Annotated in this window: 12 protein-coding genes; 6 read left to right on the forward strand and 6 right to left on the reverse strand. The window is 46.2% G+C overall.

The window, feature by feature from the left end; all coding sequences use genetic code 11:
- Positions 1 to 331: 331 nt before the first annotated feature.
- Positions 332 to 1,795: a cation:proton antiporter gene (locus RIC07_RS36510; protein ID WP_446398778.1), complete on the reverse strand. Its 1,464-nt coding sequence runs from the start codon at positions 1,793 to 1,795 to the stop codon at positions 332 to 334.
- 177 nt (positions 1,796 to 1,972) lie between these two features.
- Between RIC07_RS36510 and RIC07_RS36515 the strand changes: the two genes are divergently transcribed.
- Positions 1,973 to 2,704, forward strand: a complete 732-nt coding sequence (locus RIC07_RS36515) for an SIMPL domain-containing protein (RefSeq protein ID WP_446375446.1) — start codon at positions 1,973 to 1,975, stop codon at positions 2,702 to 2,704.
- Positions 2,705 to 2,707: 3 nt separating this feature from the next.
- Here RIC07_RS36515 and RIC07_RS36520 read toward each other — a convergent pair whose 3' ends face one another.
- Entirely contained in the window at positions 2,708 to 3,070 is a 363-nt protein-coding gene (locus RIC07_RS36520) for a single-stranded DNA-binding protein (RefSeq protein ID WP_446398779.1), read from the reverse strand.
- 346 nt (positions 3,071 to 3,416) lie between these two features.
- Here RIC07_RS36520 and RIC07_RS36525 point away from each other — a divergent pair, with 346 nt between their 5' ends.
- The 3 genes from RIC07_RS36525 to mreD all read left to right on the forward strand — a co-directional run bounded on the left by RIC07_RS36525 (position 3,417) and on the right by mreD (position 6,007).
- The gene (locus RIC07_RS36525) at positions 3,417 to 4,424 is read left to right on the forward strand and encodes a rod shape-determining protein (RefSeq protein ID WP_044208646.1); all 1,008 of its coding nucleotides are present in this window, start codon (positions 3,417 to 3,419) and stop codon (positions 4,422 to 4,424) included.
- 114 nt (positions 4,425 to 4,538) lie between these two features.
- Positions 4,539 to 5,294: a rod shape-determining protein MreC gene (gene mreC / locus RIC07_RS36530; protein ID WP_446398780.1), complete on the forward strand. Its 756-nt coding sequence runs from the start codon at positions 4,539 to 4,541 to the stop codon at positions 5,292 to 5,294.
- Between the two features lie 167 nt (positions 5,295 to 5,461).
- Entirely contained in the window at positions 5,462 to 6,007 is a 546-nt protein-coding gene (gene mreD / locus RIC07_RS36535; protein ID WP_446375486.1) for a rod shape-determining protein MreD, read from the forward strand.
- Between the two features lie 113 nt (positions 6,008 to 6,120).
- Here the strand turns inward: mreD and RIC07_RS36540 are convergent, their stop codons facing one another.
- Positions 6,121 to 6,918 (reverse strand): HAD family hydrolase, encoded by a 798-nt coding sequence (locus tag RIC07_RS36540; protein WP_446398781.1) that lies wholly within the window; start codon positions 6,916 to 6,918, stop codon positions 6,121 to 6,123.
- 156 nt (positions 6,919 to 7,074) lie between these two features.
- Between RIC07_RS36540 and RIC07_RS36545 the strand changes: the two genes are divergently transcribed.
- Entirely contained in the window at positions 7,075 to 9,129 is a 2,055-nt protein-coding gene (locus tag RIC07_RS36545; RefSeq protein ID WP_446398782.1) for a protein kinase domain-containing protein, read from the forward strand.
- A 186-nt stretch (positions 9,130 to 9,315) separates the two neighbouring features.
- Here RIC07_RS36545 and RIC07_RS36550 read toward each other — a convergent pair whose 3' ends face one another.
- Positions 9,316 to 9,852, reverse strand: coding sequence for a CPBP family glutamic-type intramembrane protease (locus RIC07_RS36550; RefSeq protein ID WP_446398783.1), 537 nt, complete (start codon positions 9,850 to 9,852; stop codon positions 9,316 to 9,318).
- A 342-nt stretch (positions 9,853 to 10,194) separates the two neighbouring features.
- Here RIC07_RS36550 and RIC07_RS36555 point away from each other — a divergent pair, with 342 nt between their 5' ends.
- Complete coding sequence (locus RIC07_RS36555; RefSeq protein ID WP_446398784.1) at positions 10,195 to 10,881, forward strand: response regulator transcription factor; 687 nt, start codon at positions 10,195 to 10,197, stop codon at positions 10,879 to 10,881.
- Between the two features lie 83 nt (positions 10,882 to 10,964).
- Here the strand turns inward: RIC07_RS36555 and RIC07_RS36560 are convergent, their stop codons facing one another.
- On the reverse strand, positions 10,965 to 11,279 hold the full coding sequence (locus RIC07_RS36560) for a (2Fe-2S) ferredoxin domain-containing protein (RefSeq protein WP_446398785.1): 315 nt from the start codon (positions 11,277 to 11,279) through the stop codon (positions 10,965 to 10,967).
- Between the two features lie 280 nt (positions 11,280 to 11,559).
- On the reverse strand, positions 11,560 to 13,242 hold the full coding sequence (locus tag RIC07_RS36565; RefSeq protein ID WP_446398786.1) for a mechanosensitive ion channel family protein: 1,683 nt from the start codon (positions 13,240 to 13,242) through the stop codon (positions 11,560 to 11,562).
- Between the last annotated feature and the right edge of the window lie 5 nt (positions 13,243 to 13,247).

Genomic DNA, 13,247 nt, shown 5'->3' on the forward strand with positions numbered 1-13,247 from the left:
AACTAGCGACGCATTTGTAGGTATCGTGACCTTGAAAACGTAGACCTCGAAAGTCTGAGGCTGGTCATGTTGTGGCTTGTATCCCGCTCGAAGAGTCGGGCAGTCTACAAGCCCCTGCCTTTAGGCATGGGGTTCATGACCCAAGTTGAGTTGATTAGCTGTTATAGACAGTCAGCTTTCAGGGACGTAGAGTAACGAATTTAAGTTTCAAAAAAAATAGTATAGTCCCTTTTCGGATGAACAATCCCAACTGCTTCCAGACGCGCCATGGCACGTCTCTACAACCCCTGCTCCCCCTGCTTGTACTTCAGGAGAACTGGGGATGATTAAGTCATTCGGGTTTAGACTCTGACAGGGTTTCCACTGGCTCTGTTCCTGGGACAGTTTCGGGTTCTTTTAAGACTAATCGCAATAAGGGGGGAGCGATAAATGTGGTTAAAATCACCATCATGATAATCGCCGCCTCAGTTGCCGAGGAAAGCGCCCCACTCGCTGAACCGACGCCAGCAAAAACCAGTCCCACTTCGCCTCGGGGAATCATCCCCACACCAATTGCCAAACGATTAATACCCGGTTGACCAAAGACGGTAAAGCCTGTGACTACCTTACCGATAATTGCCACCACGATCAGGAACAGTGCCAAAATCAACCCTTCTCGATTGCTGGGAACCGCTGGATTAAGGACACTTAAATCGGTTTTGGCACCCACCACCACAAAGAAAATCGGGGTGAGGACATCCGCCACAGGTAACACCTGTTCCTCTAATTCGCGGCGTTTATCGGTTTCTGCCAGAATTAAGCCAGCGGCAAATGCGCCTAAGATGGCTTCAAGTTGAATCGCGGCGGCAATGTAAGACAGAATCGCGGCAAAAATCAGGGCGGTGAGTAATACCTGACCCCTTGTCTTCATTTCATCCACCAAGGCGACAAAGTAGGGACCGAGAAAGCGCCCCACTAAAATGGAACCGACTAAAAAGACACCCGCACTGATGATTAGATAAATAACATTCGCGATCGCGATTTCCCCGGTTTTGGCTAAACTCGCTACCACGGCTAGCACGATGATGCCTAACACGTCGTCTAATACCGCTGCACCAATGATAATTTGACCTTCTTTGGAACTGAGACTGCCGATTTCGGCTAAGACTTTGGCGGTAATCCCAATACTGGTAGCGGTTAGCGCCGCCCCTGCAAAAATAGCTGGGACGGCGGGAACGTCGAACAAATAGGTTAACCCAGCGGTTCCGGCGGCAAAGGGGGCAATCACCCCAACAATGGCGACAACAGCCGCTTGTGGACCGACTCGGATCAGTTCTTGCAAATCCGATTCCAGTCCAATTTCAAATAGAAGAATCACCACCCCCAGTTCGGATAAAACTGAGATCACCTCACTCTGAGTCTCAAACACCGACTCAGCCGCCATTGGATTTAAGCCCGCTGTGCGCTCCAGAAAGCTGACAATCATTGAGCTAGCGGCATCTGCCCCGGCTTCGGGAAAAACAAGTAGATGCAGCGCTGAGACTCCCACAACGACACCACCAACCAGTTCCCCCAGTACAGGTGGCAAGTTAATCCGCGCACAAAGTTCGCCACCCAGTTTGCTGGCGAAGTAAATGACGACTAAACTCAGCAATACGCCAGCGAAGATTAATGAACTATTTTCGGCTTCGCTGCTGGAGGCTTCACTGGCTGTGGCGATCAGCGATTGATGTGCCGATAGCCATCTTAAACCTAAGGGGGGAGTTAGGGAACTCACCCAGGCAGTTGCATCAGCTACGGATTGAGAAAAAAGCATGGGTTCTATTCTACAGGGAACAGGGAACAGGGAGCTTGTAGAGACGTGCCATGGCGCGTCTGGGAGCTTGGCTACAGATTAAACTACTGAGTTGCAAAAACTGTAACCCCAGAAATGATAATGCTCTATGGTGTCAAAGTTAAGGCTTAATCTATCGGTGTTTGGAGAATTTATAAAATGACAGATTTATGTTCCCGTTTTCTGAGCCAAAAAAAGTTACAGGTGATGGCTGGGGTTTTGGGTTTAGTGATGCTCGGATGCATAAATCCCGCGATCGCGCAGGAGCGATTGTTACGAACGCTAACGGTAACCGGACAAGGCGTAGAACGAATTCCCACAACCTTGACCCGAGTCCAGTTAGGGGTTGAGGTACAAGGAAAAACAGCGCAACAGGTGCAACAAGAGGTGGCACGTCAATCGGCGGCGGTGGTGGAGTTGCTGCGATCGCGTAATGTTGAACAACTCCAAACCACCAGCATCCAACTCAACCCTGTCTATAGCTACGAGGACAATCAGCAGCGCCTGATCGGGTATTCTGCCAGTAACACGGTCAGTTTCCGCATTCCCACAGAACAGGCGGGAAGCCTTTTGGATGATGCTGTGGCTGCTGGTGCTACCCGCATCGACTCGATTAGCTTTACCGCCCCAGAAAGTGCGATCGCCACGGCTCAAAAACAAGCGCTACGAGAAGCCACCCAAGATGCCCAAGAACAAGCCGATGCGGTGTTAAATGCCTTGAACCTCACCCGTCAAGATGTTGTTACCATTCAAATTAACGGTGCCACACCACCGTCTCCACCGATGCCGCTGATGAGCAGGGCGGAGTCCTTTGCCCAAAATGCTCCGACACCAGTTATTGGTGGTGAGCAAGAGGTACAGGCATCCGTAACCCTGCAAATTAGCTACTAACGTTTAGAACTCTGTCTCGCCGTAGCGATCAACCGTGCTGGGATCATTATCGCGTTTAGAGCCTAATAAATCCATTCGATCCGCCCGGATCACGGGCTTGTGGAAATTGTGACCATCCCGCGTCGTTAACGGATCAATTTTCAGCGCTCCTTGAATCCCAATCAAACTTCCCTTCCGCACGTAGTTTGCCGCCACTTCCGCTGTCTTCCCCCAAATCTCGATATTGAACCAGTCCGGCTTATCACTGTTGCGACTACGGCGATCCACTGCCAATGTTAACTTACACAAAACACTGCCCGACTCGAAATACCTGACATCTGGGTCTGCGCCCACCCGACCAACTAAATTAACTACATTGAGACTCATTTTTTTAGTACCCTTGTACTGATTGCTAATTAGTTTAGCGAATTTATACCGTTGTCCACAATCCCTCAAGCCCTACTGGAGGCACGCCAATTGCCGTGATTCACGCTCGCTTGTGACCTTGACTTTCTCCGGATCAGCAATTTTGTCGTCTGAATGATACTTTCAGCTTCGTTTTCAAAGATTAATAGCGATGACTTTATCAACTTCACTAGACTCAGCCAAAAAAACGTAATAGAATCCACCTCGGTTACAGTTCAGATACATTGTTTGTTATACATAGAAACATTCGACCTTGGGGGCGTATAAACAAGTGGGTATTTTCAGTCGCTTTTCCCTATCCCGGGACATGGGTATCGATTTAGGTACAGCTAATACTTTAGTATATGTATCTGGCAAAGGCATCGTACTCCAGGAGCCTTCTGTCGTCGCCATGGACCAAGATGAAAAAGTGCCACTAGCAGTGGGAGAGGACGCCAAAAAAATGCTGGGCAGAACTCCAGGTAACGTGGTCGCCTTGCGTCCTTTACGCGATGGTGTGATTGCTGACTTCGATACCGCCGAACTCATGCTCAAGCATTTTATCCGGCGAGTTCACGAAGGGCGCACTTTAGTTCAACCTCGGATTGTCATTGGGATTCCCAGTGGTGTAACCGGTGTGGAACGGCGGGCAGTAATGGAAGCTGCCTCTCAAGCTGGTGCCAGAGATGTGTACTTGATCGATGAACCTGTTGCTGCTGCCATCGGTGCGGGGCTGCCAGTGGCAGAGCCAACCGGTAATATGATTATCGATATCGGTGGTGGTACGACGGAAGTCGCGGTACTCAGTTTACAAGGTACCGTTTTGAGCGAATCGGTACGGGTTGCTGGTGATGAACTGAGTGAATCGATCACCCAGTACATGAAAAAAGTGCATAACCTGGTGATTGGAGAGCGAACGGCTGAAGAAATTAAAATTCAGATTGGTTCAGCCTACCCGACTCATGAGGACGATGATTTCTCCATGGAAGTACGCGGCTTACACTTGCTGTCTGGTTTACCGCGAACTGTGAGTATCAAGGGACCCGAAATTCGCGAAAGTATGTCCGAACCGCTTTCAGTCATCGTTGATGCGGTAAAACGGACGTTAGAGCGGACACCACCTGAACTCGCTGCCGATATTATTGATCGAGGCATCATGTTAGCGGGTGGTGGTGCCTTACTAAAAGGACTAGATACGTTGATTAGTCACGAAACGGGTATTGTGACTCATGTAGCGGCTGATCCCCTAAGTTGTGTGGTTTTAGGCACAGGTCGTGTTCTAGAGAACTTCAAACAACTAGAACGGGTATTTAGTGGGCGCTCTCGCCATATCTAAGCTGATAATCTCTTAGAGAGCTACTTTGGTTGGTTCACAAGCTGCATGAGAAGTCAACTGCACTATTGCAACTCTGGCGCATCAGCCGGAAGCTGAACGAATACTGGACAGGTTATGTATATATTGCGTCGTTGGTGGGACAAACATGGAGTCGCTGTTGTGCTGGGAGGACTAACTCTAAGCCTTGCTTGGTTCGTTCGCCAAACTCAGGGTGCAGCTCTCTTTGAGGCTTATCAGTTATTGACCCGCCCCTTACAATCAGAACCGACACAAGAAGAGCGTCTGACAAATGCCAAAGTGCTGGAACTACAACAGCGTCTGATTGAACTTGAGAGCCAAAACCAAAAACTCAAAGAGCTACTGAATTATTCTAAAACCAAAGACCAGCAAGGAATTCTTGCCCCAATCATCGGGCGTAGTGCGGGTCACTGGTGGCAACATGTAACTTTGGGTCGAGGGAGTCGAGATGGGATTAAGGTGGATTCAATTGTGATGGCACCTGGCGGTTTAGTGGGTCAGATTGTTAATGTGACGCCGAATACAAGTCGCGTACTACTAATCAGTGACGCCACCAGCCGAGTCGGGGCGGTGATTAGCCGTAGCCGTAGCATGGGGTTTATTCGAGGACAAGGTTCAAATCGGGCGGTGTTGCAGTTTTTTGACAAAGTACCCGATGTCCGTCGGGGAGATGCGGTTTCCACTTCACCCGTGAGCAAACTGTTTCCTGCTGGGTTACCGTTAGGACGGGTGGAGTCAGTCAACTTGGATAAAAGTCCAGCCCCCGAAGCTGTCATTGAGTTGACAGCGCCTTTAGATGCCTTGGAGTGGGTGATTGTTTATCCCCAATCAAGGACGGTTGATCCCGAATAAGTAGGTGGGGATAATTAGAGTTAAACCGTGGGAATCGTCATACTCGCTTTCTTGAGCAGCAAGCTACGTTAATCAAAAAAACCTAGATGTGATACTTAGGCGGTGAAATGGAGGTCAAAAAAAGGCAAAACTCATTTAGGATAGCCCAGAAGAAACCCTTGAACAACATTTTCAACCTTTCCCAGTTTTCCCCCCAAGTTCGTCAACTGCTCAATTGGATGGTAACGGCGGGTTCTGTCCTTGTATGTGTGATGGCTTTACCCACTCGGTTACCGGGTATGGAATTACTAGGAATTGCCCCGAATTGGTTGTTAATTTGGGTGGTTGCCTGGAGTATCAAACGCACCGCTTTTCAGGGGGCGATGGCAGGGTTAACACTGGGTTTGATTCAAGATGGGATAACTGCCCCTGAACCCACTCATGTCTTGAGTCTAGTGTTGGTGGGCATTTTAACAGCTCGGATGCAGAAGCAGCGATATATTCAGGAAGATTTTATTTCCGTGGCGCTAATTGTATTTGGGATGGCGGTTGTCGCTGAGACGGTGACGGCGATTCAGTACAGTTTTATGGGCGATCGCACGTTAGCAGAAATTTGGATAGATCACCAGCGTATTGCCCTATCCTCCGCGATTCTCAGTAGTTTGTGGGCACCTGTGGTGTATTATCCCCTGAGTCGTTGGTGGGAACAGATGCATTTGCTAGAACAGTCTTGATCTTTCCAGGGAATGGGGAATAGGCAATAGGCAATGGTCATTTATTCTTCTAATTTTCTTAGCCCTGAGCGAAGTCGAAGGGCTAATAAGCTGTCATGCATTTAAATTGGGTATTAGTGTTCACGCTTCATCTTTCCCAAAAGATAATCAGCCGCCGTCAACAGATCATAGCAAGTGTGAGTGGGTTGGAATTGCTGGAGATAACGATAGGAACGAATCCCACACGTCAGCGCTACAGTGGGAATAGACACCGCTTGGGCGGCGAGGAGATCCGCCTCTGTGTCACCAATCATCCATGCTGATTGCGGCTGAAGAGAAAAACAGACTTGTTCGGTTAAGGCTTGTGCTAAACGTTGTTGCTTGAGTTCAACATTATTTCGATAGGCGGCTTGATCGTCGTAAGTTCCATAAATCCCACTAAACAGACGAGTCAAGCCGTAATTTCTCAAAATTTGTGTCGCTTGTTCCTGACAGCGCAACGTCACCAATACCAGCCGGATACCTTGAGAATGGAGTCTGGCTAATGCCCAACGCACCCCAGGTTGCAACTTATCCAGATGTAACAGCAAGGGTTGATTGACAATTTCTAAGACTCGTGATAAGAAAAACTCAAATTGTTCTCCTTGTACACCCGATCGCAGGGCAATGTCTTCATCCGCCACCCGATCCTGTTTCATCTCCCAAAACTGCTGGGGTTCAAGCTGTTGAATCGGTAACGTGATTCCTTGGGCTTGATAAGCAGAGCAAGTATCCGCCAGCGCTAGCTTGTAGGTGGTGTAATAGCGCTTAGAGACATCGATAATCGGTCCATCGAAGTCGCAGAAAACCGTCAGTGGCGCTACAGAAGGATTAGTTCTGTGGGAGCGATCGCACGGCGGTGATTGCCAGTCGTAGGCAGTCACACCACTCATAAAATGTTACTCAATTCAGCTTTTGAAAGAAACAGTTTTTTACATCTTAGCAGTTTCGATCGAAATTTTAATCGTTCGTCGATGAATATTCCCCAGCATCCTTATTTGCATCCTAAGATCAGGGAAAGATCTTTCGTGACATGGTTGTAGCAAGATATGAGCTACTGTATCAACCCCCGATGTTCTGAACCCAGTGATCCAGGTAACCTCAACAATCGAATTTGTCGCAATTGTGGCTCATCGTTGTTAATCCAAGAGCGCTATCAGGTGATGCGTCTCCTCAGCGATACCAGTGGCTTTGGGATGGTGTATGAAGCCTACAAAGGAACTCGTCCCAAAATCTTAAAAGTCCTCAAACCTAAGCACAATAATAATCCTAAAGTCATCGAATTATTTCAACAAGAAGCCGCCGTATTAAGTCAGCTTCATCATCCCGGTATTCCCCAAGTTGAATCCGATGGATATTTTCAGGTTATTCCCCAAGCTGGGGAACCGCTGCACTGCATCATCATGGAAAAAATTGAGGGACTGAATTTAAAGCAGTGGATGCGACAACAGGGGAATCATCCCATTTCCGAATCTCTGGCACTGAATTGGCTAAAACAACTGGTTGAAATTTTACATCTGGTTCATAAAAAAAACTATTTTCATCGAGATATTAAACCCGAAAATATAATGCTGCGCCCCACCGGGCAATTGGTGTTGATTGATTTTGGTACAGCCAGAGAATTAACTTATACCTATTTAGCGGAAGTGGGTGGCGCAGGGAATGTTACTAAAATTAGTTCGGCAGGTTATACACCACCGGAACAAGAAAAAGGTCATGCGGTTCCTCAATCCGATTTCTATGCGTTGGGTCGAACCTTTGTCTATTTGTTAACTGCAAAATCGGTAACTGATCCGAGTATGTATGACCCATTAACCGATCGCTGTAATTGGCGCGAACAGGTTTCTGGACTCTCATCCCCATTGGCAGACCTAATTGATAAGCTAATGTCACCGACAGCAGCGACTCGGCATAAGACAACTCAGGACATTATCGATGAATTAGCCACTATTTCATTATCGTCTATTTCCACTCCCCTATCTTCGTCTCCGCAATTACCCAGTCAGACAAAAATGCAAATAGCAACGGTGCCGCAAGCGGAATATGGGATAATTTCTAAGCTTTCTCAGTGTAAGCGTTTAATCGCTCAAAAAAAATGGTTTTGGTTAGGGACTTTAGCGTTAGTCGTTGGCGTTAGCGTTTATCAAGTTAAACAAATAGAACCTCAAATTTCGGCTGAAATTGCTGCCTATCAGTCTATCGGACTGGCTCAAACAATCAATGCCAATGCCAGTTATATTAATTACCTCGTGATTAGTCCGGATGGAGAGATAGTAGTGAGTGGCAATGCGGATAAAACCATCCGGTTTTGGCATCTAGCTTCAGGTCAAGAAATTCGCCAACTTACAGGATATACCAAGCCTGTTAATTACTTTGCGATTAATTCGGACTGGGATAAACTGGTTACGGGAAGTGGCGATAAGAACATTCAGGTTTGGAATTTGGTTACTCCGGAAAAAAATCAAACCTTATCGGGACATTCCAGTTTTGTCAATTATTTGGTAATTAGTCCGGATGGCAAGATGTTAGTCAGTGGGAGTGCAGATAAAACGATTAAACTTTGGGATTTAGCCACAGGACAATTAATTCGCACGCTAACCGGACATTCAAGTTCAGTGAATTACCTGGTAATTAGCCCAGATGGGAAAACCTTAGTCAGTGGAGGTGCGGATAAAACGATTAAACTTTGGGATTTAGCCACAGGGAAAGAAATTCGCACGCTAACCGAACATTCAAGTTCAGTCAATGCTTTGGAAATTAGTCCGGATGGGAAAACGTTAGTCAGTGGGAGTGCGGATAAGACGATTAAACTTTGGGATTTAACCACAGGACAATTAATTCGCACCCTGACAGGACATTCAAGTTTTGTGAATGCTTTAGCCATTAGTCCCGATGGTCAAGTTTTAGCTAGTGGGAGTGCAGATAAGACGATTAAACTTTGGCATCTTACCACAGGACAATTAATTCGCACGCTAAAGGGTCATTTAAGTTCAGTTAATTCTATCGCGATTAGCCCAGATGGAGAAACATTAGTCAGTGGTAGTGCAGATAAAACAATTAAACTCTGGCGAGTGCCGAACTTAAATTCAATGGCACTAAAATAAGCAGTTTTAGAGCACCGAAACCCTTAATATCCCGTATGGTGGGCACTGCCCACCAACTATAATTCAGTATCATTCAACTTAGAATAGTGTCGCGCCATAGCGTATTTTGACCTTTCTTTCCGGGTAAAACTACCCGACTTGAATAGTTTACTGACTCAAGTGTTGAACTGGATTTAAATCAAATGACTATAAATCTAATTTTGAATACCCATCGAATATAAGTAGCCAAACGACAACAACAATCCAATGAATTACAATAGGGGACCAGATTGAGCGAGAGTGCCAGTAGGAAATCGTCAACGTGATTCCTAAAATTAGCGTTGACAACAGAAAACCGGGATTGGTGAAAACTCCGAATGCTTTTTGGTAAACTAAAGCGGCAAATATAGGATGACCGATGACATAAAGAACTATGCTGATAAAAGCCATAGTTAATTGGATATTGACTGGAGTATTACGGGTTGGATTGGGAAGTAGGAGGACGCGAAATAGCAGCTCTTCGGCAAAACAGGGAAAAAAGAAGCGACTAACTAAAATCTTGATCATACCGATAAACGATAAGTGCAAAATTTTAAACTCTAAAAGTCCTGACTGAAATCCTATGGGTAAGCAAGTTAATGCAATTATAAATAACAGGAAAAAGGTAAAGAGCCAACTCTTGAGAGTAGGTACAGTAAGTAGAGCAGAGACGACTTTATCGTAAATTATTTCCCGAAAATTCATCTATATGGTAAATTTTAGGATAAGTTTGTATTTATATAGGGCTTGCTTAATAAGAATGCCACTGAATTAAACCCGCATTTCTCACAAGTTTTGCTATCGTAGTCCTCGGAACCCTTACCTAGATTAGGTTTCAAGCATTTTTTACCGAGCCATAATTCTGACAGAGTGTTGAAAGCCTTATTCTAAGGTCAATCCAGGTTGTATAAGCCTTGGGACAATGGTGATCAGAAATCCAGGTCAATATACCACATAAAAAGAAAAACTCGCTATCCATCCGTGTAGACGGGTAAGGAATTGGAGCGAGATAGGTTAAAACTTCTGTATTTTCGGAATTTCCAAGCAATGACGCACCATATCTTAGTTGTGGAAGATGAGGCAAAACTCGCCAAGTTTATCGAACTGGAACTGCAATATGAAGGATATCAAGTCAGCGTAGCGCCGGATGGGTTCGCGGGTTTAGCGACAGCGCGGGAATCTCAGCCGGATTTGCTGATTCTCGACTGGATGCTACCGGGAGTATCGGGGTTAGAGATTTGTCGCCGTCTGCGGAGTACAGGGGATAAGGTGCCAATTATATTATTAACCGCTAAGGATGAAGTGAGCGATCGCGTGGCGGGGTTGGATGCGGGTGCGGATGACTATGTGGTGAAACCCTTTAGTGTGGAGGAGTTGTTAGCCAGAGTTAGAGCGCATCTGCGACGGAATCAGGAGGAAGACCCAGATACCCTACAATTTGCTGACTTAAGCTTAAACCATTCCACCCGTGAAGTCTATCGGGGCGATCGCTTAATTGAACTGACGGCGAAGGAGTTTGATTTACTCGATTATCTGATCTCCCATCCTCGCCAGGTTCTCACCCGTGACCAAATCCTGGAACGAGTCTGGGGGTACGATTTTATGGGGGATTCTAATATTATCGAGGTCTATGTGCGCTATCTGCGCCTGAAACTAGAAGCCAATGGCGAGAAGCGCTTAGTGCAAACGGTGCGGGGGGTTGGTTATGTGTTGCGCGAATCATCATCAAATTAACCCAGCAAACCCGTAGGGGCTTGGTCTCCAAGCCCTTAGTACAAACAGTTCGGGGAGTCGGTTATGTGTTGCGCGAATCATCATCAAAAGCCAAACCGCAGATGAATCCTCGGATTCAGTTTTTCATCAACTGGCTTCCCTTCTTTCAGGTGTTGTTCCACAATCCGGCGGACATCACTGGGTTGAACCCGATAGTACCAGGTTTCTTCCGGTACAACTCGCACCGTCGGACCACAACTACATTGTCCTTGGCAATCTGTCCCTTTGATCTTAAAGTCTGTATCCTCAGCCGCTTCCTCAAACGCCGCCAAGACATCGGCTGAACCTTCGGCTTGACAGGAACGATGTTGACAAACTAGAACTTGCTTGGGTGTATTATTTTGGGAGTCGGTTGCCACGGATGATTAAGTTGAGTTGTACCTGTTCTTTTTTATTTTATAGCAGTCGCCAGGGTCATTAGGACATCAGATGAATGCCGCTTATTGCGTCAATGCACGTTTAGTGTCCTAACCGTTGTGGCGGTTGCTATACAAGTATAGCCGGGAAATCAATTTCCGGCTGAAAGCTCAAGTAAGCTAATATAGCCGGGAAATCAATTTCCGGCTGAAAGCTCAAGTAAGCTAAAGCTTACTGGGATAGGTAGCTGTAATCAAACTGTATCCAGATTTTTTTAGACAGTTAATGTTTACCATGACCATTACCATCCGGCGGCGGACTAACCGTGGATTGTTGATCGAGCCACTTCGCCAAACTCTGGGATAGTTGTGCTAATGATTCCACTAACTGCGGAGAAATATCGATCGGTAAATTCCCCGAACGAACGTGGAGATCCCGTTGCGGGAAGGGAATTTCCACATCTCGATGGCGGAGAATGACCTCAATCCGAAAATAAAGATCACTCTTAATTTGGAACTGCTTGCGAGGTTCACTAATCCAAACCAACAAATCAAAATCGAGAGAACTATCACCAAATCCCTTAAAAAATACTCTGGGTATGGGCTGAGGTAGAACATCACTATGTTCTTTTGCCGCATCAATCAAAGCCGATCTAACCGTCTTTAGGTTTGAGCCATACGCCACGCCCACAGGTATCTTTAATCGGGATACTGCACTGTGATGCGACCAGTTAATCACCTCCGATTCCAAAAATCTGGAATTAGGAATAATAATCGAAACATCATCCAATGTTTTAATCTCGGTACTGCGAACACTAATATATTCCACCGTTCCCATCAATCCGCCCACATCGACGAAATCGCCAACTTGAATAGGACGTTCAAAAATCAAAACCAAGCCACTAATAAACTCCTTGGCAATTCCCTGCAATCCCAAGCCAATACCCACCCCCAACACACCCGCAAATACCGTGAGGGAACTAATATCTAACCCCCATAACTGGAGTAAGACAAGGCTGCTGATAAAAATAAAGGCATAATTGAAAATAATCGCAATGGTTTCCTGTGCTGCACGACTCAAACCCGTGAACCGTAAAATCCGCGATCGCAAGCCTTGTTTGATCACTCTTGCCATAATAATCAGCCCGACAAATAAGCTGATCAGGATTAATAACTTCAACACCGAATAGGAGTTATCTCCTAAGGGAATAATGTCTGAGGTTAAACTAGCAATTAAAGTATCAGTAAGGATGCGACTTAATTGTCGGGTTTGGCGAAACTGGGTGGTGATATAAATCAGTGCATACACCCAGATAGCACATCGGATGAGTGTCAGGAGAACTTGTCCGGCGAATTTGGGGCTGTTCGCCTGTTTCGTTCCCTCTAGGGGGACTGACTCCGCCGCCTCTTTATCCAACTGAGGTTTCAGCCAATCACACCAAAGCTTACCGAGTAGCCAACTCAATGCGATCGCCAGTAATACGCAACCCATTGAGAGCAGGATGGCTTGAATCAAATAGATTGGTGTGCGCTCATATTGTGCCTTTTGAATAACCGTTTGCAGTTTTTTTTGCCAAAATTTAGCCTGTTCTTGAGGACTTCTTCCTTCTGGTGTATCGTCTGATGTTACAGAAACCAAATGCTGTCCATCAATCTCAATTACGGGTATTTTATCTTTAGAAGTGAGTTCAACACTTATAGGACTTTCCGCCGTTTCCACCAGTTCTTGGAGAACTTGATTCACATACTCAGCTCGTTCTTGGGCGCTGTATTGTTCAGATGGAGTCACTTCAAAAATCTTGCGCCCATCCAGCATAATCGGTGCTGTAGAATTAGTTTGATTGGAATTAGTTTGATTGAAAGTATTTTGAGCTAAACTGGGCAAAACGGCGAGTAAACAACCAACCATAAATGCCACAACTAGCGTCCGGACAATCCGCACCCGGACAAAAGAAACGAACTTCATATTAA

Source organism: Coleofasciculus sp. E1-EBD-02 (assembly GCF_040218245.1).
In the GTDB taxonomy this organism is placed as follows: Bacteria; Cyanobacteriota; Cyanobacteriia; order Cyanobacteriales; family Coleofasciculaceae; genus Coleofasciculus.